Below are 23,327 nucleotides of genomic sequence, written 5' to 3' on the forward strand. Positions count from 1 at the left end.
GGGGCGGCGGGGGTCAGGCGGCGACCGGCATCGGCGCGGACTGGGCCAGCCCGCCGGCGTCGACGATCAGCGCGACGCGGCCGTCGCCGAGGATGGTGGCGCCGGAGATGCCGGCGATGCGCTTGTAGTTGGCCTCGAGGTTCTTGACCACGACCTGCTGCTGGCCGAGCAGTTCGTCGACCTCGAGCGCGAGCCGGCGGCCGTCGGCCTCGACCACCACCGCGATCGGCGGCGGCGCGTCCTCGCCGCGCGCGGACGGCGGCAGGCCGTACTGCGTGGCCAGGTCGATCAGCGGGATGTAGTCGTCGCGCACGCGCAGCACGCGGGCCTCGCCGGCGATGGTGCGCACGTCGCCGGGGGCGGGCAGCAGCGATTCGACCACCATGCCCAGCGGCACGATGAACACCTCGCCGCCGACCGCGACCGACATGCCGTCGACGATCGCCATGGTCAGCGGCAGGCGGATGGCCACGGTGGTGCCCTCGCCGGCGCGGCTGCGGATCTCGACCTGGCCGCCCAGGGCGGTGATGTTCTTCTTGACCACGTCCATGCCGACGCCGCGGCCGGACAGGTCGGTGGCCTCGTCGCGGGTGGAGAAGCCCGGCGCGAACACCAGGTCCCAGACCTGGGCGTCGGTGGGGTTCTCCGGCACGGCGATGCCGCGCTCGGCGGCCTTGCGCAGGATCCGCTCGCGGTCCAGGCCGCGGCCGTCGTCGCTGATCTCGATCAGGATGTTCGCGCCCTGGTGGGCGGCGCTCAGGGTCAGGGTGCCGGTCTCGTCCTTGCCCGCGGCGCGGCGTTCGGCCGGCGACTCCAGGCCGTGGTCGATCGCGTTGCGGACCAGGTGCACGAGCGGGTCGACGATCTTCTCGATCACGCCCTTGTCCAGCTCGGTGGCCTCGCCGTGGGTGCGCAGCACCACCTTCTTCTCGAGCCGGGTGGCGAGGTCGCGGACCATGCGCGGGAAGCGGCTGAAGGCGAAGTCGACCGGCAGCATGCGCACGCCCATGACCGATTCCTGCAGGTCGCGGGTGTTGCGCTCGAGCTGCACCAGGCCGGCCAGCAGCGCCTCGTTGGCGACCGGGTCCAGGTGCTCGCTGCGCTGGCGCAGCATGGCCTGGGTGATCACCAGTTCGCCGACCAGGTTGATCAGCGCGTCGACCTTGGCCACCGCGACCCGGATCGAGTTGTCGTGGTCGGTGCTGCGGCGCGCGGCCGGGACCGGGATCTCGCCCACCGGCGCGGCGGCGGTCGCCGGCGCGGGCGCAGCGGCGGGGCCGCCGGCCGGCTCCGGCGCCGGTTCCGGCGCGCTGGCGGCGGGCACGCTGGCCACGTCGATCTCGCACTCGTCGGCGACCCAGGCGAACGCCTCGTCGATCGCCGCGCGCGGCACGCTGCCGGGCAGGGTCAGGTTCCAGGCCAGGTAGGCCTCGAACGGGTCCATCTCGGAGAACGGCGGCAGGCGCCCGTCCACGCACTCCACGCCCATCTCGCCGTGGCTGGCGAGCTCGCGCAGGATCCGCAGCGGATCGTTGCCGGTCAGGAACAGCTGCGGGCCGGGGACGAAGGCGATGCGCCAGTCGCCGGCGTCGGCGTCGGCGGCGTCCTTCGCCGGTGCGGGCTGCGGCGCGGCGGCCTTGCCGCCGGCCAGCAGCGCATCGAGCGCGGCGCGGGCCGCGCCGAGCGCGCCGGCGTCGATCTCGCCGCCGTGCTCGCAGACCGCGAGCAGGCCGCGCAGCACGTCCACCGAGGACAGCAGCACGCCGATGGTGTCGCGGTCGAGCACGCGGCGGCCGCCACGGACCTCGTCGAGCAGGGTCTCGAGCACGTGGGTCAGGTCGGTGACCGCGGTGAAGCCGAAGGTGGCGGCGCCGCCCTTGATCGAGTGCGCCGCGCGGAAGATGACGTTGATCGTCTCGGGATCGGTGCCGGCGCCGCCCGATTCGAGCGACAGCAGGCCGCCCTCCATCGCGTCCAGGCCCTCGCGGCTTTCCTCGAAGAACGCGGCGTGGAAGCGGGAGACGTCCATGGTCAGGCCAGGACCTTGCGCACCGTGGCGACGAGCTGCTCGGGGTCGAACGGCTTGACCAGCCAGCCGGTGGCGCCGGCGGCCTTGCCTTCCATCTTCTTGTCCGTGCCCGACTCGGTGGTGAGCATCAGCAGCGGGGTGAAGCGGTACGCCGGCAGCTGGCGCAGCTCGCGGATCAGCGAGATGCCGTCCATGCGCGGCATGTTGACGTCGGTGACGACGGCGTCGAACGAACGGGTGCGCGCGATCTCGAGCGCGGCCTGGCCGTCCTCGGCCTCGCTCACCTGGTAGCCGCCCGAGGTCAGGGCGAAGGCCACCATCTGGCGCATCGAAGTCGAGTCGTCGACGACCAGCAGCTGCTTGGCGCTCATGCGGTTGCTCCGGAGGCGATGTCAGTCGGATGGGCGACGGCCGGGCCGTCGACGCCGAGGCTGGCGGCGAGCGCCAGCTGGCGCGCGGCCTCGGCCAGCGCCGGCGAGGGGTGGACGATGGTCGTGCGCTGGCCGCGCGCGGCGCGTTCGCGGACGAAGGCGTGCAGCAGCTGCAGTCCCGCCGCGTGCACGCGCTCGACCCGGTCGCCGGCCAGCTCCAGCGGCGCCTCGGCGTCCAGGTGCGGCTGCAGCGCCGCCTGCAGGTCGGCGACGCGCTCGATCCCGAGGTCAGGTTGGAGCGTGAGAAGGGTCATGGACGAGGCCACGTCATTGCAGTCCAGTGGATTAACGGCGGCCGCGGCGCCGGCTTGAGCGCCACGTCAGCGGTACAGCGCGTGCGCGTCGAACAGCACCGTGGGCACGTCGCCGACCCGGGCCACGCCCAGCACCACGCCGTCCTGGCCGCCCGGCAGCGGTGGCTCGATCCGGTCGCGGCCGAGCGTGACCACGTCGTCGACCGCGGTGACCAGCAGGCCGATCAGCTCGTCGTCGCGCTCGACCACCACGATCCGGCTCTGCTCGCGGGGCTCGACGCGGCCGGTGCCCAGCCACAGGCCGAGGTCGAACACCGGCACGATCCGGCCGCGCAGGTTCATCACCCCGAGCACGGCGGCGTCGGCGCCGCGCATGGCCACGATCGGCATCAGCCGGACCACTTCCTGGACCCGCAGCAGTTCCAGCGCGTAGCTGGCCTGGCCGACCCGCACCCGCAGCCAGCGCGGCGCGGGAGCGCGCACGTGGGCCGGCGGCGGCTCCGGCGGCGGGGATGCGTGGGCCGGCGCCGGGCCGACGCGTGCTTCCGGCGCGACGGCCGCGGCGGGCGCCAGTGGGCTTGCGGCCGCGGCAGCCGGCGCCGGCGCGACCGGATGCGCAGGCCCGGCCGGCGAGGCGGTCCCGCCGGCCACGGCCGGTGCGCCGGGCGTGTCCACGGTCGCGGCGGCGACGGCCTCGCACGCGCCGGGCGACGCGGCGGCCTCCGCCGTCGGGGTCGGCAGCGTGCCTGCCGGGGCGTCGCCCAGCAGGGTGTCGATGTACTCGACCACTTCGTCCTCGCCCGTGCTCATGCCGCGCGCCTCTGCGCCACTTCGTCCTGCGCCAGCAGCCACTTGAGCGCACGTCCGTAGGCCTCGTAGCCGCGGCCGTCGACGTCGTCGCCGCGGGCGATGGCATGCGCATCGCGCAGCCGGGTGTCCATCGGCACGGCGCCGGGCCAGGCGCGGCCCGCGTACTGTTCGTGCAGTTCGGCCAGGCTGCGCACGCCGGCGCGGGTGCGCCGGTCGAACAGCGTGGGCAGCACGTACTGCGGCAGCGGGCGCCGGCGCGAGCGCTCGACCATGGTCGCGGTGCGCAGCATGTCGGCCACGCCGTGCAGGGCGAGCGGGTCGGTCTGGGTCGGCACCACGAGGCGGTCGGCCGCGGCCAGCGCATTGACCATCAGCAGGCCGAGCGTGGGCGGACAGTCGAGCAGCACGTGGTCGCAGCTGCCCTGGGCGCCGTGCAGGGCGCGGCCCAGCGCCAGGCCCAGGCCGGGCTGGGTCGAACCGCGCCGTTCCAGGGTGGCCAGCGCCGGTTGCGCCGCCACCAGCTGCAGGCCGGGGATGCCGGTGGGCCGCGCCAGCGACGCCAGCGTCGCGCCGCTGCCGGTGAACAGGTCGTGGGTGCCGTTGGGCGGCGGGTTGGCGGGGATGCCGAAGGCGCGGGTCAGCGAGGCGTGCGGGTCCAGGTCCACCAGCAGGACGCGGTGGCCGGCCAAGGCCAGGCCGCGGGCCAGGCACAGGGTGGTGGTGGTCTTGCCGACCCCGCCCTTCTGGTTGGCGATCGCCCAGACGTGCATGTCAGCGTGCTCCTGCAGGGAATCCGTGCGCGCGCCCGGGCGCCGCAGCGAACCCCGGGTCGTGCCCGGCGTCGTCCCCGCCGGCCAGCGCCGGGCCGGCGTCGAGCCCGTCGGATCCGGGCTCGAGCGCGATCTGCGGGCCTTCCTCCGGCACCGCGTCCACGCCCTGCGGCGCGGCCAGGATCACCAGCAGCACGCGGCGGTTGGCGTTGCGGCCCTCGACGGTGGCGTTGTCGGCCAGCGGCTGGAACTCGCCGTAGCCCACCACCGCCAGGCGCGTGGGATCCACGCCTTCGCTGGCGAGCACGTGCACCACGCTGGCCGCGCGCGCGGCCGACAGCTCCCAGTTGCTGGGGAAGGCCGCCGTGTTGATCGGCACGTTGTCGGTATAGCCCTCGACCCGGACCGCGTTGGGTTCGTCGCGCAGCACCGAGCCGAGCTTGCGCACCGTGGCCAGGGCCATCGGGCTGGGCACGGCCACGCCGCTGGCGAACAGGATGTCGCTCTGGATCTCGACCTCGAGGAAGGTCCGGCCGCGGCGCACCGTGACCAGCTTCTGCCGCACCAGCTCCGCCAGCGCGTGCTGGATCCGGCGGCCGAGGGTGTTGAGCTGCGACTCGCCGGCGAGCGCGGCGTCCATCGCCGCCTTGGCGCTGTCGCGCTGGGCCATGGCGCGGCCCTGCAGGCCCAGCGGCACGTCCAGCATCTGGCGCACGCGCACGTTGCTCACCGGCGCGGTCGCGGTGGGGCCGGTCTTGGCGCCCGGGGTGAGCAGCGACGGGCGGTCGAACGACGAGCCGCGCAGCTGGGTCTGGCCGAGCTGGATCGGGGTGATCGAGCGCGGCGGCCCGCCGAACGCCGAGGCCAGCGCGTCGGACACCGCGCGGTACTTGCCCTCGTTGATCGAGGAGATCGCGTACATGACCACAAAGAAGGCGAGCAGCAGGGTCATGAGGTCGCCGTAGGGCACGGCCCACGCCTCGTGGTTCTGGTGCTCTTCGTGGTGGCGCCGGCGTGCCATCGTGGCCTCAGTGCAGGTAGCCGTTGAGGCGCGACTCGATGTTGCGCGGGTTCTCGCCCTGGGCGATGGCGATCAGGCCCTCGATGACCATCTCGCGCTCGGTGGCCTGGGCGCGGATCAGGGTCTTGAGCTTGTTGCCGACCGGCAGCAGGATCAGGTTGGCGCTGCCGATGCCGTAGATCGTCGCGGTGAACGCGGCGGCGATGCCGTGGCCGAGCTTGCTCGGGTCGGCCAGGTTCTTCATCACCGCCATCAGGCCCAGCACCGCGCCGACGATGCCGAGGGTGGGCGCGTAGATGCCCATGCCCTCGAACACCTTGGCCGCGGCCAGGTCGCGTTCGTTCTGGCCCTGCAGTTCGATCTCCAGCATCTGCCGGATCGCCTCGGGCTCGAGCCCGTCGACCACCATCTGCAGGCCCTTGGCCATGAACGGATCGGACTGTTCGGCGACCTGCGCCTCCAGGCCCAGCAGGCCCTGCTTGCGCGCGGTCGTGGACCACTCGACGATCTGCGCGATCACGGCCTGCGGGTCCTGTTCCGGCGGGCGGAACACCCACGGCAGCAGCTTGAGCGCGCGCGCGAAGGTCGCGGCCGAGGTCTGGACCAGGATCGCGGCGATGGTGCCGACGATCACGATCACGAACGCGGCCGGCGACCAGAGGCCGGACAGGCCGGCCCCCTTGAGGATGCTGCCCCCGACCAGCGCGCCGAGCGCGAGCAGGACGCCGATGACACTGAGTCTGTCCATTGCCTGTTTATCGGTCCGTGGGCGGCTGACTTGAACGCGGCCCCGGGGCGCGCGCGCCGCCGCCCGGCAGCGCGTCCACGTCCAGGATCAGGGCCATGCGGCCATCTCCGATCAGGCTGGCGCCGGCGTACCCGGGCAGGCCCCGCAAGGTCGGCGGCAGCGCCTTGATCACCACTTCCTCGCGCCCGCACACCCGGTCCACGGCCAGGCAGTAGCGCTGCTCGCCCGACTGCAGCACCACGCAGGTCGAGTCGGGCAGCGGGGCCGGGTCCAGGCCGAGCCATTCGCGCAGGTCCAGCAGCGGCAGCGGCTGCTGGCGCAGGTCGAGCATGCGTTGGCCGTCCAGCCACAGCACCCGGCCGGGTTCGTGCGACAGCACTTCGACCACGCGCACCAGCGGCAGCGCGTACACGTCGCGGCCGACCTCGACCAGCAGGGTGGGCAGGATCGCCAGGGTCAGCGGCACCCGGATCGAGAAGCGCGAGCCGGCGCCCGGCTCGGACTGGATCTGGACCGTGCCCGAGAGCTCGCGGATCTTCGACTGGACCACGTCCATGCCGACCCCGCGCCCGGACAGGTCGCTGACCTCGGTGCGGGTGGAGAAGCCGGGCAGGAACAGCAGCTGCAGGCATTCGTCGCTCGACAGGCGCGCGGCCGCGTCGTCGTCGACCAGGCGCTTGTCCACCGCGCTGCGGCGGATCTTCTCCGGGTCGATGCCGGCGCCGTCGTCGCGCACCTCGATCAGCACGTGGTCGCCTTCCTGCTGCGCGGACAGTCGCACCACGCCCTGCTCGGGCTTGCCGGCGCGGCGGCGCGCCTCGGGCATCTCGATGCCGTGGTCGATCGCGTTGCGGACCAGGTGCACCAGCGGGTCGGCCAGGGCCTCGACCAGGTTGCGGTCGAGTTCGGTGTCGGCGCCGACCACCTCCAGGTGCACCTGTTTGCGCAGCTGGCGGGCGACGTCGCGGGCGAGCTTGGGGAAGCGCGCGAACACGCGTCCGACCGGCTGCATGCGCGCGGTCATCACCGCGCCCTGCAGGCGCGAGGTGGCGACGTCGAGCGCGGCCACGGCGCGGTCGAGCTCGTCGTCGCGCAGGCGCGGGCGGATCGTCTTGAGCCGGTTGCGCGCCAGCACCAGCTCGCCGACCAGGTTGACCATGGCGTCGAGCCGGCGCACGTCCACGCGCACGGTGTGGTCGGCCGCCTCGTGCGCCTTGGGCGCGGCGGCCGCGGGGCGCGGCGGCGGGGCCGGGGCGGGCGCGGGGGCCGCTGCCGGGGCGGGCGCGGGTGCGGGCGCGGCGGGCGCCGCGCCGGGTACCCCGCCCACGCCGTGCAGGCTGTCGAGCAGGGCCTCGAAGTCGAGGTCGTCGATCGAATCGCCATCGCCCGCGGCCGCGGCCGGGGCTGCGGCGGGAGGCGGCGGTGCGGCGGGCGCGGCGGCGCGCGGGGCGGCGCCCGCGCGCAGCGCGTCGAGCAGCGCCTGCGGCGCCGGCTGGGGCGGCGTGCCCGCGGAGACGCAGGCCAGCATGTCGGCGAGCAGGTCGATGCCCTGCTGGATGCCGTCGAACGCCTCCGCGTCGAGCGGCACGCTGCCGTCGCGCGCGGCGTTGAGCCGGTCCTCGACCGCGTGGCAGACCGCGACCATGGTGTCGAAGTCGAGGAAGCCGGCGCCGCCCTTGATGGTGTGGAAGCCGCGGAACACCGCGTTGAGGCACTCGCGGTCGGCGGGCGCGCCCTCGAGCGCGACCATCTGCTCGCCGAGCCGGTCGAGGATCTCGCCGGCCTCGACCAGGAAGTCCGCGCAGATGTCCGGGGCGATCGAGGACATGGCTACAGCCCCAGCGAGGACAGCAGCTGGTTGGCGTCGTCCTGGGTGGCGGCGGGGTCGTCCAGGCCGGCGACCGCGGGGCCGTGGCCGCGGTTGTCGAGCTGCAGCGGGCGGGTGCCGGGCGCGTACTCGCCCAGGCCCTCGTGCACCGCGCGCACCAGTTCCACCACCCGGCGGATGATCTGGCCGGTGAGGTCCTGGTAGCCCTGGGCGGCGGTCATCTCCGACAGCCGCGAGCGGATCGCGGCCACGGTCGCCTCGTCGTCGTGGCCGTCGCCGCCGAGGGTGCCGAGCAGGATCCCGCAGTCCTGGATCAGGTCCAGGGTGTGGTGGCTGGCGTCCTCGCTGACCTTGACCACGTGCTCCAGGCGCAGGCAGGCCTCGTGCAGCGAGCCGTTGCCGCCGCCGGTGCCGAGCGTGGTCTCGAGCTCGCGCGCCAGTCGCACCAGGCCCTGCACCAGCGGCTGGGTGCGCCACTGGACGAGCTCGTCGACCGCGCGGCGCCAGGCCCCGTCGTCGTCCTGCTCGAGCGCGTCGAGCGCGGCGTGCAGGCAGGCCACCAGCGCCTCGCGCGACTGCGCCGGCGCGGCGGTCGCGTTCATGCCGCCGCCCCCAGGCGCTCGAACACCTTGGTCAGCTTGTCGTTGAGGGTGGCGGCGGTGAAGGGCTTGATCACGTAGCCGTTCACGCCGGCCTGGGCGGCCTCGATGATCTGCTCGCGCTTGGCCTCGGCGGTGACCATCAGCACCGGGATCTTCGACAGCGCCGAGTCGGCGCGGATCGCCTTGAGCAGGTCGATGCCGGGCATGCCGGGCATGTTCCAGTCGGTGATCACCAGGTCGAACGGCCCCTTGCGCAGTTCCACCAGCGCCGAGGTGCCGTCGTCGGCCTCGACCGTGTTGAAGAACCCCAGGTCGTTGAGCAGGTTCTTGACGATGCGACGCATGGTCGAGAAGTCGTCGACGATGAGGATGCGGATGTTCTTGTCCATGCGGACCTCGTGTTGCGGAATGGGTGTGGGGTGCCGTGGCCGGGTCAGGGCAGGTGGTGGTCGTCGTCTTCGCCGTCGTCGCGGTGCCAGTCGGCCAGCCGCGCGCGCAGGCGCACCGCGGCCTGGCCGTGGATCTGGCACACGCGCGACTCGCTCACGCCCAGCACCGCGCCGATCTCGCGCAGGTTGAGCTCCTGCTCGTAGTACAGCGACAGCACCAGGCGCTCGCGCTCGGGCAGTCCCTCGATGGCACCGGCCAGAGCGTCGCGGAACGCGGCCTGCTCGAACGCGCGCTCGGGGCCGGCGCCGGCGCCGGCCACGCGGGCCTCGCCGTCGTGTTCCTCCATGTGCGCGTCCAGGCTCACCAGCTGGCCGCGCGCCGAGTTCTCGACCATGGCGTGGTACTCGTCGAGCGACACGCCCAGCTCGGCCGCGACCTGCTGCGCGGTGGCCGCCTGGCCGGTGCGCTGCTCGACCTCGCGGGTGGCCGCGACCAGGTCGCGGTAGCGGCGATGCACCGAGCGCGGCACCCAGTCGCCGCGGCGGATCTCGTCGATCATCGCGCCGCGGATGCGGATCGAGGCGTAGGTCTCGAACGCCGCGCCCTGGTCGGACTGGAAATTGCGCGCGGCCTCGATCAGGCCGAGCATGCCGGCCTGCACCAGGTCGTCGATCTCCACGCTGGCGGGCAGGCGCGCGGCCAGGTGGTGGGCGATGCGGCGCACCAGCTCGCCGTGCTTCTCGACCACCTCCGCGGGCGAGCCCTGCTGGTTGGCGCGGTACTGCGCGGCGGCGGTCATGTTCATGCCACGGCCCCCCGCACCGGCGCCACCAGGCGCTCGAGGAAGAATTCGACGTGGCCGCGCGCGCCGGCCGGCGACTGCCACTGGCGCGAGCGCCGGGCGATGTCGCGGAACGCCGCCGACGACGGCGCCGACGGGAACGCGTCGACCACCGGCTCCTGGCGCTGGACCGCGCGCCGCAGCCATTCGTCGCGCGGGATCGCGCCCAGGTAGTTGAGGGTCACGTCGAGGAAGCGCGAGCTGACCCGCTCGAGCTTGTCGAACAGCTGCCGGCCCTCGCGCTGGTCCTGGACCTGGTTCGCGAGCACCTGCACCCGGTTCACGCCGCGGTCGCGGCTGAGCACCTTGATCAGGGCGTAGGCGTCGGTGACCGAGGCCGGTTCGTCGCAGACCACGACGATCACGTCCTGCGCGGCCTGGCAGAAGGTCAGCACGCCGTCGGCGATGCCGGCCGCGTTGTCGACCACCATCACGTCCAGGTCGAGGTCGAGCTGGGAGAACGCGTGTACCAGGCCGACGTGCTGGGCCGGGGTGAGTTCGGTCATGTGGCGCTTGCCCGAGGCGGCCGGGACCACCATCAGCCCGTTCGGGGCCTGGATCACGGTGTCGCGCAGCTCGCAACGGTCGGCGAACACGTCGGCCAGGGTGAAGCGCGGCGCCAGGCCGAGCATCACGTCGACGTTGGCCAGGCCCAGGTCGGTGTCCAGCAGCAGGGTGCGCTGGCCGGCCGCGACCATCGCCGAGGCGAGGTTGACCGAGACCGAGGTCTTGCCGACGCCGCCCTTGCCGCTGGCGACGGCGATGACCCGGACCGGGCCGGGGACGCCGGGCTGGCCGGCCACGACGGGCGGATTGGGATCAGGCGACTGCATGGCGGTCCTCAGGGGCGAGGGGGTTATCGGCAGCACGGCGGGTGTTCTCCAGTAGCTGGACGAGGCGTTGGGCATCGGCGGCCTCCAGGTCCGCCGGCACCTGCTGGCCGCAGGCGGTGTAGGCGATGCCGAGGTCGTGGCGGACCAGCACCGAGAGCGCCGAGCCGGGCTGGCAGGTCTCGTCGAGCTTGGTCAGGACCACGCCGTCGGGCTTGGCGGGGCGGTAGCGGCGGATCACCTCGCCCAGGTCCTGGGGATGGGCGTTGGCCGGCAGCACCAGCAGGCTGCGCACCCGGCGCGAGGCGCGCAGCCACAGGATCTGGCTGAACACGGCGCGGTCGCGCGGCGCGTGGCCGGTGGTGTCGACCAGCACCAGCGGGTAGTCCTGCAGCTGCTGCAGGGCGTCCTGCAGGCCTTCGGGGCCCTGGGCCTCGCAGACCGTGATGCCGAGCCGGCGGCCCAGCGCCTGCAGCTGCTCGAGGGCGCCGGCGCGCTGGCCGTCGGTGGTGACCAGGGCCACGTCGCGGGCGCGGTGGCGGGCGGCGAAGCGGGCGGCGAGCTTGGCCGCGGTGGTGGTCTTGCCGGCGCCGGTCGGGCCGACCAGCGCGATCACCCCGCCTTCCTCGATCGGTTCGCCGCGCACGATCGGCAGCATCCGCGCAAGTGCGGCGTGCATCGGGGCGTGGACCTGGTCCGGGGACAGGGTGGGATCGATGCCGGCGGCGACCTCGCGCGCCAGCGACTCGCTGCAGCCGCAGCCGGTGAGCGCGTCCAGCACCGCGGCGCGCGCCGGCGAGCCGCGCAGGCGCTCGATCGAGAGCTGCTCGAGCTGGGTTTCCATCAGCCGGCGCATCCGCGCCAGCTCCTCGCGCATGGCGACGATCGCCGGGTCCTGCTCGGGGCTGGCCACGGCCTGCAGCGCGGGCGCGGCGGCCGGCGCCTGCCCCGGAGCCGGGGCCACGGCAACGGCGGCGGCCGGTTCGGGCGCCGGCGGCTCGACCGGCACCGGCGCCTCGGGCATGGGCAGTTCGGTGGGCAGCCGGTCGAAGTCGTCGCCGGGCTCCTGCCTGTCCGCGGTCGCGGCACGCGGCGCGGCGTCGAGCGCGGCCATCATCGCCTCGAAGCGGCTGGGCGCCGGCGCGGCGGCCGGTGCCGGTTGCGGCGCGGGGGCGGCGGGGGCCGTCGCGGCCTCGGGTGCGGGCGCCCCGGTCCTGGGCCGGACCTGGGCCTGGCTGCGGGGCGGGGTGGCTGGACGATCGGCGCGCGCCCCGGGTGCGGCCGCCGTCGCCGCCGGCGCCCCGGCGGTCAGTTCGGCGAGGGTCGGCGCGTCGTCGATCCGGAACACGGCCCGGGCGCGCGAGAGCAGGCTGTCGCGCACGCCGTCGCGACGGGCGGCCGTCGCCGGTGCGGCCGGGGCAGGCGTGGCCGCCGGGGCCCTGGCGGCCGCCGCGTCCTCGAACCCGGGCACCGCGGCGCGCAGCGCCTGGGTCACCAGGGCCTCGTCGTAGTCGGTGGCGGCCACCACCTCGATGCCGTCGCCACCGGCGCCGGGGCGGGTGGACAGGATGACCGCGTCCGGTCCCTGTTCGTCCCGGACCATGCGCAGGGCGGTGCGCATGTCGGGAGCGGTGAAGCGCTTGATTCGCATGTCGAAAGCCCGTCTGGAGCGGCCTGGAGCCGGCCTGCCCCCTTCCCTGCAAGACCTGGGCCGGAATGCGTCGCGGCGGACGCCGGAAGCTTGGCGTGCCCGCGGCGACGGGAATCCGGCTCCGGCCGGCGGTCAGCAGCGCCCCTTCGACTCCCTCCCCCGCTCGCGGGGGAGGGCCGGGGTGGGGGCAGTCCGGCAGCGGTGCGATCTAGTGCCCCCTCCCAGCCTCCCCCCGCGCGCGGGGGGAGGAGTGGTCGTGCCGCGCCTTGGGCGGATCACCCGCCCCGTGCCGCGCCCCCGCACGGATCACCGCCCCCTGTCGCGCCCTGCGCGGATCACCGGCCCCTGCGCAGAGGCCGCCCACTGGCGCGCACTGCGCACATCACCGCTCCGGCGGCAAGGACAAGAGGAGAGGACGCGGTGCCGGGAGAACAGCGACCCGGCTTCAGCCGACCGAGCCGACCAGGCGCAGGCGCTTGTCTTCGGGCACCTCGGCGTAGGCCAGCACCGCCAGCGAGGGCACGCTGTGGCGGACCAGGCGCGCGACCGCGGCGCGCACGCCGCCCGGCACCAGCAGCACCGCCGGCTCGCCGCGGCTTTCCTGGCGGCGCACGCACTCGCCCAGGTTCTGGTGCAGGCGCTCGGCCAGGCCCGGCTCGAGCGCCGCGCCCTGGCCGCTCACCGAATCCTGCAACACCTGCTCCAGCGCCGGGGCCAGGGTGTAGACCGGCAGCTCCGGCGCCATGCCGTTGATCTCCTGGACGATGAAGCGGCCCAGCGCGACGCGCACCGCCGCGGTGAGCGCGGCCGGGTCCTGGGTATGCGCGCCGTGCTCGAGCAGGGCCTCGACGATCTGCCGCATCTGCCGCACCGGCACGCGGTCGGCGAGCAGCGACTGCAGCACCTTGACCACCACCGACAGCGGCAGCAGCTTGGGCACCAGGTCCTCGACCAGCTTGGGCACGCTGCGTCCGAGCGTGGCCAGCAGGTTCTGCACTTCATCGTGGCCGAGCAGCTCGGATGCGTGCTCGCGCACGATGTGCGAAAGATGGGTCGCGGCGACGGTGGAGGCATCGACCACCGTGTAGCCCAGCGACTCGGCGTGCGCGCGCTGGGCGGGCGTGATCCACACCGCGTCCAGGCCAAAGGCCGGGTCCTTGCCGGGAATGCCGTCGAGCGGGCCGAACACCCGGCCCGGGTCCAGGGCCAGCTCGCGGTCGGGCACCAGTTCTCCGCTGGCGACCGGCACGCCGTGGACCAGCAGCCGGTACTGGCCCGGCGCGAGCTCGAGGTTGTCGCGCACGTGCACGGCCGGGATCAGGAAACCCAGGTCCTGGGTCAGCTTGCGGCGCACGCCCTTCAGCCGCGCCAGCAGCTGGCCGCCCTGGGCCTGGTCGACCAGCGGGATCAGCCGGTAGCCCACTTCCATCGCCAGCGGTTCCAGCGGCCGCACCTCGTCCCAGCTCAGTTCCGCGACCGCGGTCGAGCCGGCGGGGCTGCCGCCCGGGGCCGCGGCGTCCGGCGCCTCGTCCGGCGCCTGCGCGCGGGCGCGCATCCTCCATGCCGCCCAGCCCAGCAGCGCGGCCAGGGCCAGGAACGGCAGGTTGGGCATGCCCGGCACGATCCCGACCAGGGCCATCAGCGACGCCGCCACGGTGAGCGCGCGCTGCTGGCCGAAGACCTGCTTCTGCACGCTCTCGCCCATCTCGTGCTCGCCGGTGGAGCGGGTGACGAGCATGGCCGTGGCGACCGAGATCAGCAGCGACGGCAGCTGCGCGACCAGGCCGTCGCCGATCGCCAGCGTGGTGTAGACCTGGGCCGACTCCGACAGCGATAGCCCGTGCGAGAACAGCCCGATCACGATCCCGCCGACCAGGTTGATCGCCAGGATCAGGATGCCGGCGATCGCGTCGCCGCGCACGAACTTGCTGGCGCCGTCCATCGCGCCGTAGAAGTCGGCCTCCTCGCGCACTTCCTGGCGCCGCGCCTTGGCGTCCTCGCGGGTGAGCAGGCCGGCGTTGAGGTCGGCGTCGATCGCCATCTGCTTGCCGGGCAGGGCGTCGAGGATGAAGCGCGCGGACACTTCGGAGATGCGGGTCGCGCCCTTGGTCACGACCACGAAGTTGATGATGGTCAGGATCGCGAACACCACGATGCCGACCGCGTAGCTGCCGCCGATCACGAACTCGGCGAAGGACTCGATCACATGGCCGGCCGCGGCCGGGCCCTCGTGGCCGTGCAGCAGCACCACGCGGGTCGAGGCCACGTTCAGCGCCAGCCGCAGCAGGGTCACCAGCAGCAGCACGCTGGGGAACACCGAGAACTCCAGCGGCCGGCGCACGTACACCACCGCCAGCATCACCACCAGCGACAGGGCGATGTTGATCGTGAACAGGGCGTCGAGCACCAGCGGCGACAGCGGCACCACCACCATCGCCAGCAGGGCGAGCACCACGACCGGGGCGGCGAGGCCGCCGCGCATCGCCGACAGGATCCCGGCGCCGCGTCCAGGCACGCTGCTCATCGCGCCGGACTCCCGTCACCGCCCGCGTCGGGGTCGGGCGCGCCCTCGGCGCCCACGTCCAGTTCGGCCAGGGACGGCATCGGCCCGCGGCCGGGCGCCCAGGCCCGCAGCTGGTAGACGTAGGACAGCACCTGCGCGACGGCGGCGTAGAGTTTCACCGGGATTTCCTGGTCGATCCGGGCCGTCCGATACAAGGCGCGTGCCAGAGGCGGCGCCTCGACGATCGCGACCCGGTGCCGGTCGGCGATGGCGCGGATCGCCAGCGCCAGCTCGTCCACGCCCTTGGCCACCACCACCGGGGCGCGCATCCCGGGCTTGTACTTCATCGCCACCGCGTAGTGGGTCGGGTTGACCACCACCACGTCGGCCTGCGGCACCGCCTCCATCATCCGCCGCTGCGACAGCTGCCGCGCGACCTGCCGCACCCGCGCCTTGACCTCGGGGTTGCCCTCGAGCTCCTTGTGCTCGTCGCGCACTTCCTGCTTGGTCATCTTCAGCCTGCTGCGGTGCTGGTGGTGCTGCCAGGGCACGTCGATGGCCGCCAGCAGCAGCAGCGAGCCGACCATCGCCAGCACCGCGCCCAGCACCAGGTCCACGCCGCCGGCCACCGCCGCCTCCAGCGAGGCCTGCGACAGCGACAGCAGGCCCGCGAACGCGCGCCACACCACCCAGCCGCCGATGCCGCCGATCAGGGCCACGCGCAGCAGCGAGCGCAACAGCTCGGCCAGGCTCTCGCTGCCGTACATGCGCTGCAGCCCCTTTTGCGGGTTGAGCCGGGCGAAGTCGGGCTTGAGCGCCTGGGCGGCGAAGCGCAGGCCGCCCATCGACGCCGGCGCGATCGCGCAGGCCAGCAGCGCCACCACCAGCAGCGGCAGCACCGGCAGGAACAGGTCGCGCGCCAGCGCCACGACGTGGACCAGGATCCGGTCGTGGGAGCCGAGCAGGGCCGGATCGAGGGTCAGCGCCTGCTTCATCCAGTCGCGCGCGGACGCACCGAGATGGCCGCCGGTGGCCTTGAGCGCCAGCACCGCGCAGCCGAGCACGGCCACGTTGCCGAGTTCGCGCGAGCGCGGGACCTGGCCCTTCTCGCGCGCCTCCCGCAACCGTTTCTCGCTGGGTCGTTCGGTGCGGTCTTCCTTCTGCGGCTGTTCGCTCATCGCCGCCTCAGCCGGTCAGGGCCCGGGCCGCGGTGAACGCGTCCTCGAACAGCCGCCGCACCGCCGGCTCGATCCGGGGCATCAGCAGCATCAGCAGGGTCAGGCCCGCCAGCAGTGAGACCGGCAGGCCGACCGCGATCGGGTTGAGCTGGGCCGCCGCGCGGGCCAGCACGCCGAAGGTGAGGTTGACCGACAGCAGCGCCATCATCACCGGCAGCGCCAGCAGCACGCCCGCGCGCAGGCAGGCGCCGAAGAACGCCGGCACCGCCGCCAGCAGGCCGTGCACGTCGGGGGGCGCCGCGCCCACCGCCACCCCGCCGTAGCTGTCGGCGAGCAGGTTCACCAGGGCCAGGTGGCCGTCGACCGCGAAGAACAGCAGCGCGAACGCCAGGTAGAACCACTGCGCGAGCACCGGCGAGGAGGTGCCGCTCAGCGGGTCGGCCATGGTCGCGAACGACAGGCCCATGCCCACGCTGACCAGCTCGCCGGCCAGGCGCCCGGCCTCGAACGCCAGCCGCAGCATCATCCCGATCGCGACCCCGAGCGCGAACTCGCGCACCACGCCCAGCACGGTGGCCGCGTCCACGCCCATCGGCGGCGGGGCCGGCAGCACCATCGCCATCGACGCCGACAGCGCCAGGGTGATCACCAGCCGCGCGCGTCCCGGGACGCCGTGCCCGCCGACCACCGGCAGCACCTGCAGCGCCGCGCCCACGCGCAGCGCGTACCACAGCACCGCGCCGAGCATGGCGAACAGGTCGATGCCGGTGAGCGCGACGAGCGAGACGGTGTCCACCCGCGCGCCCTCAGCCGATCAGGTGCGGGATGCGGTGGAACAGGTCGATGGTGAACGCGACCAGGCGCCCGAGCAGGAAGTGCCCGGTCGCGGCGAGCACCACCACCAGGCCCAGCGCCTTGACCACGAACTGCACGGTCGGCTCGTTGATCTGGGTCGCGGCCTGGAGCACGCCCACGGCCACGCCCACCACCAGCACCGCGATCAGCGCGGGGCCGCCCAGGGTCAGCGCCATCTGCAGGCCGCGGGAGATCTCGGCGAGCGCGGTTTCCGGGGTCATGGCGCGCGCCTCACACCGGATTGAAGCTGGCCGCGAGCGAGCCGACGATCAGCACCCAGCCGTCGACCAGCACGAACAGCAGGATCTTGAACGGCGCCGACACCAGCATCGGCGAGAGCATCATCATGCCCATCGACATCAGCACGCTGGCGACCACCAGGTCGATGATCACGAACGGGATGTAGACCAGGAACGCGATCTCGAACGCGGTCTTGAGTTCGCTGGTCAGGAACGAGGCGGCGAGTACGCCGAACGGCACGTCCTGCGGCGTGGCGTAGGGCCCGGTCTGCGACAGGCCGGCGAAGGTCATCAGGTCGGTTTCGCGCACCTGGGCGAGCATGAAGCCGCGGAACGGCTCGGACGCGGCCGCCCACGCGGCGCGGAAGTCGAGCTGGTCGTCGAGATAGGGCGCGATGCCGTTGGCCCAGGACTGGTCGAACACCGGCATCATCACCATCATGGTCAGGAACAGCGCCAGCGCCAGCAGCACCTGGTTGCTCGGCGTCTGTCCGGTGCCGAGCGCCTGGCGCAGCAGCGCCAGCACGATGATGATCCGGGTGAACGCGGTCAGGCCCAGCAGCGCGGCCGGCAGCAGGGTGATGCCGGTCATCAGCGCCAGCACCTGCAGCGGCAGGCTCACCGGCTGGCCGCCGACGCTGCCGACCTCCACCGAGGGCAGCGGCTGCGCCGCGGGCGCGGCCTGGGCCAGCGCCTCGAGCGGCAGCAGCGCCAGCGCCAGGCACGCGCCCAGCAGCCAGGCCGTGGGCAATGCGCGGCGGGCGACGAAGTGGCGCAGCGCGCCGAAGCGGTTCATGGCGTCTTCTTTCCGAGGTGTTGCGCCAGCAGCTGGGCGAACGCCGGCGTGGCGCGGGCCGGGGTCTCGGGCAGCGGCTGGTCGAGGGTGTGCAGGGTGCGGGTGCCGCCGGCGCCGACGCCGAGCAGCAGCTGGGTGCCATTGACGTCGACCACCACGAGGCGGTCGCGCGGGCCCAGCGCCAGGGCGCCGACGATGCGCAGGCCCGGATGGCCGGCGCCGGTGCCGCCCAGGCCCGGGATCCGGCGCGCCAGCCAGGCCAGCCCCAGGATCAGGCCGACCACCAGCACCAGCGCGAGCACCGCGCCGCCGAGGCTGCCGGCCGACGCCGGTGGCGCCGGCGGCGTCGCCGGCACCGCCACCTGGGCGGTGGTCTTCGCCGCCGGTGCGGGCGCTTCGTGCACGACCGCGCCTGCCGTGCCCGCGACGGACGCGGTCACCGGCAGCGTCGCGGCGATGGAGCCGGCGACGAGGCTCACCGCAGCCTCTTGATCCGTTCGGCCGGGCTGACCACGTCGGTCAGGCGCACGCCGAAGCGGTCGTTGACCACGACCACCTCACCTTGCGCGATCAGGGTGCCGTTGACGTACACGTCGAGCGGTTCGCCGGCGCCGCGCTCGAGCTCGACCACCGAGCCCTGGTTGAGCTGGAGCAGGTTGCGGATCGGGATCCGCGCCCGCCCGACCTCCAGCGACAGCGAGACCGGCACATCGAGGATGACGTCCAGGTTGAGGTCCGCGGACGGCGAGTCGTCGGCGGTGATCTGGTCGAAGGCGGCCACGGCCGCGGTGTCTTGGTTGGTCATGGCGAGTCGTTGAGCGGGTCGAGGGTGGGAGTGGCGCGCGGCGTGTGCACGCGGGTGATCTTGATGGCGTTCTTGCCGTTGTGGATGCCGAACTCGCCGCTGAACAGCGGCATCTGCTCGACCTTCAGCTGCACGGTGCGTGCCAGCTCGATCGGGATCACGTCGCCCACGCGCAGGCGCGAGAGTTCGCGCAGGCTGATCCGGCGCTGGGCGATGCTGGAGCTGAGTTCGACCTCGGCGTCCTTGAGCTGGTCGCGCATGGCGCGGGTCCAGCCTTCGTCCTTCTCGATCCGGTCGGACTGCACGCCGGCGTCGAGCTGCTCGCGGATCGGCTCGAGCATCGCGTACGGCAGCGCCACGTGCAGCTCGCCGCCGCCGCCCTCGAGCTCGACGTGGAAACGGCTGACCACGATGTAGTCGCGCGGGCTGATGATGTTGGCGAAGTGCGGGTTGACCTCGGAGTTGAGGTACTCGAACTCGACCGGCATCACCGGCGCCCAGGCGTCGACCAGGTCGGCGAAGGTCTGCTTGAGCAGCAGCTGGATCACGCGCATCTCGGTGGGCGTGAACTCGCGGCCCTCGATGCGGGTGTGGAACTTGCCGTTGCCGCCGAAGAAGTTGTCGACCACGGTGAACACCAGCCGCGGTTCGAACACGATGATGCCGGTGCCGCGCAGCGGCTTCATCTTCACCAGGTTGAGGTTGGACGGCACCTGCAGCGAGTGCATGTACTCGCCGAAGCGGACCAGGTCGATGCCGCGCACCGACAGGTCGGCCGAGCGCCGCAGCAGGTTGAACAGGCCCACGCGCCAGGTGCGCGCAAAGCGCTCGTTGATCATCTCCAGGGTCGGCAGCCGGCCGCGGACGATGCGGTCCTGGCTGGCGAAATCGTACGGTCGCGCCTCGCCGGGCGCGGGCGGCGGATCGGTCTCCACCGCGCCGCTGTCGACGCCGTGCAGGAGGGCGTCGATCTCGTCCTGGGAGAGCAGGTCGGCGCTCATCACTGGGTCACCAGGCTGGTGAAGATCACCGCCTCGACCTTGTCGGGCGCACCCTCGGACCGCAGCAGCGCGCGCACTTCCTCGCGCGCCGTGTCCTGCAGCCGCTCCTTGCCCGAGCGCTGCGCGAGCCGCGCCGACTCCTGCTGCCCGAACAGCAGCAGCAGGCGGTTGCGTACCGAGGGCAGGTGGGCGTGGACCGCGTCGATGGTGGCCTGGTCGCGGCTCACCACCTGGACGTCGGCCTGCAGGTAGCGGTTGCCGCCCGGATCGGCGAGGTTGACCACGAACGAGGGTTCGATCGCGACGTACTGCGCGGGCAGGCGGGTCGGCCTGGCCGGGGCGGCCTCTTCGGCGACGGCCTGCTGGCCCTGCCACCACCACCATCCGCCACCGCCGGCGGCGGCCAGCAGCACGAGGACCAGGATCCAGGGCCACACCCGGCGGGAGGGCTGTTCTGCGGCAGGGGACTTGGCGGCGACGGTTGCGGCGGGCACGGGACGGGCTCCGGGGAATCGATGCCCCCTGCGATGCAATCCGCGTGCCGCGCCGACGGCGGGGTTTTGACGCGGGGCGGCCCGGCGGGAATGCCGGACTCTTGACGGCGGTGCGTCAGGCGGGTGGCCCGGCCCCCGGCCTCCCGCCGCAGGTGGGAGGGGGTAGTGCGGTCGGATCCCGCAAGCCGGCGACCTCCCCCGCCTGCGGGGGCGGGTCGGGGTGGGGGCACGCGCTTGCCCGGCCCGCGGCTCGCGGCCGGTGCCCGGTCACCAGCGGATCAGGCGTACGCGTCCACCAGCCCGCGCATCCGCGCCGGCGCCGCCGTGCCCGGCGGGTCGGCGTCCGCTACGGCATCGCCCGTGGCCGCGCGACCGTCCGCCTGGCCACGGGTCCCGGCAGCCCCGGCCTGGCCGTCCCGGTGCTGGCCGACGTCGGTCTGGCCCAGCTCCAGGCCGTGCTGGCCGAGCATCTCGCGCAGCCGCGGCAGGCTGGCCTCGATCGCCTGGCGCACCTCGGCGTGGGCGCTGCTGAACTCGGCCCGGACCTGGTGGCCGTCGAGTTCGATGCGCACGTCGATCCGGCCGACATGCTCTGGATTCAGGCGGATCTCGGCGTGGCCCAGGCGCTGCTCGGCCATCCACGCGATGCGGGCGCCGAAGCCTTCGTCGAAGCCGTCGGATGGCTGCGCCGGCATCGCCATCGGGGGCAGCTGCGGCGCCGGCGGCGCGGCGCGCGGCGGCGGCGCGGGCTGGGCGCCGGCGAGCAGGGTGTCGGGGGCGTCGGCCACGGCGGCAGGGCCGCCCGCGGCCTCGGCGGCGGCCTCCTGCAGCGCCTCGGCCGCGGCGCCGGTGGCCAGCGCGAAGACCGGCACCGCGGCCGGGCCCGCGGCGTCGAGCGCACTGGCCAGCGGCGGGGCGGCAGCGGGACCGGGCGGGACGGGCGCGGGCAGGGAGTCGAGTGCCGGAGCGGCCTCGCCGGCCAGCGGCAGGCCGGGTGTCCCGGTGCCCGCGGGCGCGGCCGGCGCACCGTCCAGGGTCGCGGTCGCCTGGCCGGACAGCGGCCCGGCGCCGCCTTGGCGGCCCGCGAGCATCGCCAGCAGCTGCCCGGGGGCGAGCGGTGCCGGCCCGGCGGCCGTTTCCGCCGCCGCGGCGTTGCCCGGAGCGGCGGGCGGCGGCGGCACCGCCGGTGCGGGCGGTGCAAGCAACAGGTCGGCGAAGGCGGGCGCGGGCGCCCCGGCCTCGTCCTCCACGCGGGCGCGCGCGCCGCCTCCGCGGGGCGCCGGCGCGGCCGGGGCCGAGGCGTCTTCGCTCGCGGTCGGGGCCGTCCCCGGATCGCCGGGCGGATGCATCGGGACCTGCGCCGGAACCGGCGTGGACATGGCCAGAACCAGGGCGGGGCCGGTCACGGCGCCGGGTCCCGGCCCGCGGCCGCGTCGCGTACGCGGCGGCCGCCGAGGTCGTCGAGCTCGCGCTGCACGCGCTGTTCGGCGGCCTTCGATTCCTGGGCGCGGTAGCTGTCGGCCAGCTTCTCGAGCACCTTGGTCTCGCGGCTGGCCAGCAGCAGCCGCGCGCGTTCGACGTCGCTGAGCTGGCGGCTCTGGTCGACGATCCCGGCCTGCTGCACCACCGCGGCGTTGAGCCGCTCGCGGAACGCGAGCCGGTTGACCAGCAGCGCCGGCGACATCGAGGCGTTGGTCGGGGTCGCCGCGTACTCCTCGGCGTAGCGGCGCAGCGCCTCCAGGCGCTGTTCCTGTTCGCCCAGCGCGCGTTCGCGCTCGGCGACGTCGCGCGCGGCGGCGTCCTGGCGTTGCTGCATGATCCTGAGCAGCGGATCGAGCCGTTGCGAGCGCATCGGGGTCAGGCCTCCGGGGGATTGCGTTGGGCCGGCGCGGGGCCGTCGTCGAGCAGGGCGGCGAGCGCGGCGCGGCTGGCCTCGACGTCGGCGGCCTCGGCCACGTCCTGGCCGAGGAAGGCCTGGATCGCGGGCCAGCGCGCGAGCGCCTCGTCCACCAGCGGGTCGCTGCCGCGCTGGTAGGCGCCGATCGCGATCAGGTCGCGCTGCGCCGAGTACGCGGCCATCAGCCGCTTGAGCTTGCGGATCCGCTCGCGCCACGGCGCGTCTGTGATGTCCTGCATCACGCGGCTCACCGAGACCTCGACGTCGATCGCCGGGTACTGGCCGGAATCGGCGATCCGGCGGCTGAGCACGATGTGGCCGTCGAGGATCGCGCGCGCGGCGTCGGCGATCGGCTCCTGCTGGTCGTCGCCCTCGGTGAGCACGGTGTAGAACGCGGTGATCGAGCCGCGCCCGTCGGCGCCGTTGCCGGCGCGTTCGACCAGCGCCGGCAGGCGCGCGAACACGCTCGGCGGGTAGCCGCGGGTGGTCGGCGGCTCGCCCACCGACAGGCCGATCTCGCGCTGCGCGTGGGCGAAGCGGGTCAGCGAGTCCATCAGCAGCAGCACGTGCAGGCCCTGGTCGCGGTAGTACTCGGCGATCGCGGTGGCGCGCAGCGCGCCGTGCAGGCGCGCCAGCGGCGGGCGGTCGGCCGGCGCGGCCACCACCACCGAGCGGCGCAGTCCCTCCTCGCCGAGCGTGCTCTCGACGAAGTCGCGCACCTCGCGGCCGCGTTCGCCGATCAGGCCGACGACGATCACGTCGGCGGCGGTGTAGCGGGTCATCATCCCGAGCAGGGTCGACTTGCCCACGCCCGAGCCCGCGAACAGGCCCACGCGCTGGCCGCGGCCGATCGGCAGCATCGCGTTGATCGCGCGCACGCCCACGTCCAGCGACTTGGTGATCGGCTCGCGCATCAGCGGGTTGATCGCGGCGCCGGTCAGGCCGACCCACTGCTCGGCGCGGACCGGGCCGCGGCCGTCGAGCGGCACGCCGTCGCTGTCGATCACGCGCCCGAGCAGGCCTTCGCCGACCGCGACCTCGCCGCGCCGGCGCGAGGGCACCACGCGGGCGTTGGGCAGCAGGCCCTCGAGGTCGGCGGTGGGCATGAGGAAGGTGCGGTCGCCGGCGAAGCCGACGACCTCGGTGTCGACCCAGCGCCCGCCGGCGGTTTCCACCCTGCAGCGCGAACCCAGCGGGGCGCTGCAGCCGGAGGCTTCCAGGGTCAGGCCAATCGCGCGCCGCAGCACGCCCTCGCGCGCCAGGCCCATCGACGGCGCGTTCGGCGTGGCTGCGCGCAGGCGCTCGGCCAGGCGCAGGTTGCGCGCTTCCTGCCACTGGGCGGCGGCGACGGTGC

General features: G+C 74.1%; 25 protein-coding genes. All 25 read right to left on the reverse strand.

Features of this window, described 5'->3' with window-relative positions; genetic code table 11:
• Positions 1 to 13: 13 nt before the first annotated feature.
• The 25 genes from LUTJ29_RS0107645 to fliI all read right to left on the reverse strand — a co-directional run bounded on the left by LUTJ29_RS0107645 (position 14) and on the right by fliI (position 23,289).
• Positions 14 to 2,035: a chemotaxis protein CheA gene (locus tag LUTJ29_RS0107645; RefSeq protein WP_027072008.1), complete on the reverse strand. Its 2,022-nt coding sequence runs from the start codon at positions 2,033 to 2,035 to the stop codon at positions 14 to 16.
• On the reverse strand, positions 2,032 to 2,400 hold the full coding sequence (locus LUTJ29_RS0107650) for a response regulator (RefSeq protein WP_027072009.1): 369 nt from the start codon (positions 2,398 to 2,400) through the stop codon (positions 2,032 to 2,034). Before LUTJ29_RS0107650 ends, LUTJ29_RS0107645 begins: the two co-directional genes overlap by 4 nt.
• On the reverse strand, positions 2,397 to 2,714 hold the full coding sequence (locus tag LUTJ29_RS0107655) for an STAS domain-containing protein (RefSeq protein WP_027072010.1): 318 nt from the start codon (positions 2,712 to 2,714) through the stop codon (positions 2,397 to 2,399). Before LUTJ29_RS0107655 ends, LUTJ29_RS0107650 begins: the two co-directional genes overlap by 4 nt.
• Positions 2,715 to 2,780: 66 nt before the next feature.
• Positions 2,781 to 3,524: a chemotaxis protein CheW gene (locus LUTJ29_RS16660; RefSeq protein WP_051322820.1), complete on the reverse strand. Its 744-nt coding sequence runs from the start codon at positions 3,522 to 3,524 to the stop codon at positions 2,781 to 2,783.
• Positions 3,521 to 4,294 carry a ParA family protein gene (locus LUTJ29_RS0107665; RefSeq protein ID WP_027072011.1) on the reverse strand — a complete coding sequence of 258 codons (774 nt, stop codon included), beginning with the start codon at positions 4,292 to 4,294 and terminating at the stop codon, positions 3,521 to 3,523. The genes LUTJ29_RS16660 and LUTJ29_RS0107665 overlap by 4 nt, the downstream gene beginning before the upstream one ends.
• 1 nt (position 4,295) lies before the next feature.
• Positions 4,296 to 5,315, reverse strand: a complete 1,020-nt coding sequence (motD, locus tag LUTJ29_RS16665) for a flagellar motor protein MotD (RefSeq protein WP_084524772.1) — start codon at positions 5,313 to 5,315, stop codon at positions 4,296 to 4,298.
• Positions 5,316 to 5,322: 7 nt separating this feature from the next.
• A complete protein-coding gene (locus LUTJ29_RS0107675; RefSeq protein ID WP_027072012.1) occupies positions 5,323 to 6,063 on the reverse strand; it encodes a flagellar motor protein in 741 nt (246 codons plus the stop codon).
• 7 nt (positions 6,064 to 6,070) lie between these two features.
• Positions 6,071 to 7,891: a chemotaxis protein CheA gene (locus tag LUTJ29_RS16670; protein WP_051322821.1), complete on the reverse strand. Its 1,821-nt coding sequence runs from the start codon at positions 7,889 to 7,891 to the stop codon at positions 6,071 to 6,073.
• Between the two features lie 2 nt (positions 7,892 to 7,893).
• Positions 7,894 to 8,493, reverse strand: a complete 600-nt coding sequence (locus LUTJ29_RS0107685; protein ID WP_027072013.1) for a protein phosphatase CheZ — start codon at positions 8,491 to 8,493, stop codon at positions 7,894 to 7,896.
• Positions 8,490 to 8,882, reverse strand: a complete 393-nt coding sequence (gene cheY, locus LUTJ29_RS0107690; RefSeq protein WP_027072014.1) for a chemotaxis response regulator CheY — start codon at positions 8,880 to 8,882, stop codon at positions 8,490 to 8,492. Before cheY ends, LUTJ29_RS0107685 begins: the two co-directional genes overlap by 4 nt.
• Positions 8,883 to 8,926: 44 nt before the next feature.
• Positions 8,927 to 9,682 (reverse strand): RNA polymerase sigma factor FliA, encoded by a 756-nt coding sequence (locus tag LUTJ29_RS0107695; RefSeq protein ID WP_027072015.1) that lies wholly within the window; start codon positions 9,680 to 9,682, stop codon positions 8,927 to 8,929.
• Between the two features lie 2 nt (positions 9,683 to 9,684).
• Positions 9,685 to 10,557 carry a MinD/ParA family protein gene (locus LUTJ29_RS0107700; protein ID WP_027072016.1) on the reverse strand — a complete coding sequence of 291 codons (873 nt, stop codon included), beginning with the start codon at positions 10,555 to 10,557 and terminating at the stop codon, positions 9,685 to 9,687.
• Entirely contained in the window at positions 10,544 to 12,205 is a 1,662-nt protein-coding gene (flhF, locus tag LUTJ29_RS0107705; RefSeq protein WP_027072017.1) for a flagellar biosynthesis protein FlhF, read from the reverse strand. Before flhF ends, LUTJ29_RS0107700 begins: the two co-directional genes overlap by 14 nt.
• 445 nt (positions 12,206 to 12,650) lie before the next feature.
• Positions 12,651 to 14,729 (reverse strand): flagellar biosynthesis protein FlhA, encoded by a 2,079-nt coding sequence (flhA, locus tag LUTJ29_RS0107710; protein WP_027072018.1) that lies wholly within the window; start codon positions 14,727 to 14,729, stop codon positions 12,651 to 12,653.
• Positions 14,726 to 15,886 (reverse strand): flagellar biosynthesis protein FlhB, encoded by a 1,161-nt coding sequence (flhB, locus tag LUTJ29_RS0107715; RefSeq protein ID WP_027072019.1) that lies wholly within the window; start codon positions 15,884 to 15,886, stop codon positions 14,726 to 14,728. Before flhB ends, flhA begins: the two co-directional genes overlap by 4 nt.
• A 7-nt stretch (positions 15,887 to 15,893) precedes the next feature.
• Positions 15,894 to 16,682 carry a flagellar biosynthetic protein FliR gene (gene fliR, locus LUTJ29_RS0107720; protein WP_027072020.1) on the reverse strand — a complete coding sequence of 263 codons (789 nt, stop codon included), beginning with the start codon at positions 16,680 to 16,682 and terminating at the stop codon, positions 15,894 to 15,896.
• Between the two features lie 10 nt (positions 16,683 to 16,692).
• A complete protein-coding gene (locus LUTJ29_RS0107725) occupies positions 16,693 to 16,962 on the reverse strand; it encodes a flagellar biosynthetic protein FliQ (protein WP_027072021.1) in 270 nt (89 codons plus the stop codon).
• 10 nt (positions 16,963 to 16,972) lie between these two features.
• Positions 16,973 to 17,776: a flagellar type III secretion system pore protein FliP gene (fliP, locus tag LUTJ29_RS0107730; RefSeq protein WP_051322822.1), complete on the reverse strand. Its 804-nt coding sequence runs from the start codon at positions 17,774 to 17,776 to the stop codon at positions 16,973 to 16,975.
• Positions 17,773 to 18,138 carry a flagellar biosynthetic protein FliO gene (gene fliO, locus LUTJ29_RS0107735; RefSeq protein ID WP_144774204.1) on the reverse strand — a complete coding sequence of 122 codons (366 nt, stop codon included), beginning with the start codon at positions 18,136 to 18,138 and terminating at the stop codon, positions 17,773 to 17,775. The genes fliP and fliO overlap by 4 nt, the downstream gene beginning before the upstream one ends.
• Positions 18,139 to 18,251: 113 nt before the next feature.
• Positions 18,252 to 18,581 (reverse strand): flagellar motor switch protein FliN, encoded by a 330-nt coding sequence (gene fliN / locus LUTJ29_RS0107740; protein WP_027072024.1) that lies wholly within the window; start codon positions 18,579 to 18,581, stop codon positions 18,252 to 18,254.
• Entirely contained in the window at positions 18,578 to 19,585 is a 1,008-nt protein-coding gene (gene fliM, locus LUTJ29_RS0107745; protein WP_027072025.1) for a flagellar motor switch protein FliM, read from the reverse strand. The genes fliN and fliM overlap by 4 nt, the downstream gene beginning before the upstream one ends.
• Positions 19,582 to 20,076: a flagellar basal body-associated FliL family protein gene (locus LUTJ29_RS16675; RefSeq protein WP_198012659.1), complete on the reverse strand. Its 495-nt coding sequence runs from the start codon at positions 20,074 to 20,076 to the stop codon at positions 19,582 to 19,584. The genes fliM and LUTJ29_RS16675 overlap by 4 nt, the downstream gene beginning before the upstream one ends.
• Positions 20,077 to 20,354: 278 nt before the next feature.
• Complete coding sequence (locus LUTJ29_RS18050) at positions 20,355 to 21,455, reverse strand: flagellar hook-length control protein FliK (protein WP_144774197.1); 1,101 nt, start codon at positions 21,453 to 21,455, stop codon at positions 20,355 to 20,357.
• A 23-nt stretch (positions 21,456 to 21,478) separates the two neighbouring features.
• A complete protein-coding gene (gene fliJ, locus LUTJ29_RS0107760) occupies positions 21,479 to 21,928 on the reverse strand; it encodes a flagellar export protein FliJ (protein WP_027072026.1) in 450 nt (149 codons plus the stop codon).
• A 5-nt stretch (positions 21,929 to 21,933) separates the two neighbouring features.
• Positions 21,934 to 23,289: a flagellar protein export ATPase FliI gene (gene fliI, locus LUTJ29_RS16685; RefSeq protein ID WP_232221188.1), complete on the reverse strand. Its 1,356-nt coding sequence runs from the start codon at positions 23,287 to 23,289 to the stop codon at positions 21,934 to 21,936.
• Positions 23,290 to 23,327: the final 38 nt, after the last annotated feature.

This window comes from Luteimonas sp. J29 (assembly GCF_000472505.1).
Classification (GTDB): domain Bacteria; phylum Pseudomonadota; class Gammaproteobacteria; order Xanthomonadales; family Xanthomonadaceae; genus Luteimonas.

Bases quoted from the DNA above. Each gene is read 5' to 3' on its own strand.
- cheY (WP_027072014.1), bottom strand. From the start codon at position 8,882: ATGGACAAGAACATCCGCATCCTCATCGTCGACGACTTCTCGACCATG.
- flhF (WP_027072017.1), bottom strand. From the start codon at position 12,205: ATGCGAATCAAGCGCTTCACCGCTCCCGACATGCGCACCGCCCTGCGC.
- LUTJ29_RS0107655 (WP_027072010.1), bottom strand. From the start codon at position 2,714: ATGACCCTTCTCACGCTCCAACCTGACCTCGGGATCGAGCGCGTCGCC.
- fliJ (WP_027072026.1), bottom strand. From the start codon at position 21,928: ATGCGCTCGCAACGGCTCGATCCGCTGCTCAGGATCATGCAGCAACGC.
- LUTJ29_RS0107685 (WP_027072013.1), bottom strand. From the start codon at position 8,493: ATGAACGCGACCGCCGCGCCGGCGCAGTCGCGCGAGGCGCTGGTGGCC.
- fliN (WP_027072024.1), bottom strand. From the start codon at position 18,581: ATGACCAACCAAGACACCGCGGCCGTGGCCGCCTTCGACCAGATCACC.
- LUTJ29_RS0107700 (WP_027072016.1), bottom strand. From the start codon at position 10,557: ATGCAGTCGCCTGATCCCAATCCGCCCGTCGTGGCCGGCCAGCCCGGC.
- LUTJ29_RS18050 (WP_144774197.1), bottom strand. From the start codon at position 21,455: ATGTCCACGCCGGTTCCGGCGCAGGTCCCGATGCATCCGCCCGGCGAT.
- fliP (WP_051322822.1), bottom strand. From the start codon at position 17,776: ATGAACCGCTTCGGCGCGCTGCGCCACTTCGTCGCCCGCCGCGCATTG.
- LUTJ29_RS0107675 (WP_027072012.1), bottom strand. From the start codon at position 6,063: ATGGACAGACTCAGTGTCATCGGCGTCCTGCTCGCGCTCGGCGCGCTG.
- flhB (WP_027072019.1), bottom strand. From the start codon at position 15,886: ATGAGCGAACAGCCGCAGAAGGAAGACCGCACCGAACGACCCAGCGAG.
- flhA (WP_027072018.1), bottom strand. From the start codon at position 14,729: ATGAGCAGCGTGCCTGGACGCGGCGCCGGGATCCTGTCGGCGATGCGC.
- LUTJ29_RS16670 (WP_051322821.1), bottom strand. From the start codon at position 7,891: ATGTCCTCGATCGCCCCGGACATCTGCGCGGACTTCCTGGTCGAGGCC.
- LUTJ29_RS16660 (WP_051322820.1), bottom strand. From the start codon at position 3,524: ATGAGCACGGGCGAGGACGAAGTGGTCGAGTACATCGACACCCTGCTG.
- LUTJ29_RS0107650 (WP_027072009.1), bottom strand. From the start codon at position 2,400: ATGAGCGCCAAGCAGCTGCTGGTCGTCGACGACTCGACTTCGATGCGC.
- LUTJ29_RS0107695 (WP_027072015.1), bottom strand. From the start codon at position 9,682: ATGACCGCCGCCGCGCAGTACCGCGCCAACCAGCAGGGCTCGCCCGCG.
- LUTJ29_RS0107725 (WP_027072021.1), bottom strand. From the start codon at position 16,962: ATGACCCCGGAAACCGCGCTCGCCGAGATCTCCCGCGGCCTGCAGATG.
- motD (WP_084524772.1), bottom strand. From the start codon at position 5,315: ATGGCACGCCGGCGCCACCACGAAGAGCACCAGAACCACGAGGCGTGG.
- LUTJ29_RS0107665 (WP_027072011.1), bottom strand. From the start codon at position 4,294: ATGCACGTCTGGGCGATCGCCAACCAGAAGGGCGGGGTCGGCAAGACC.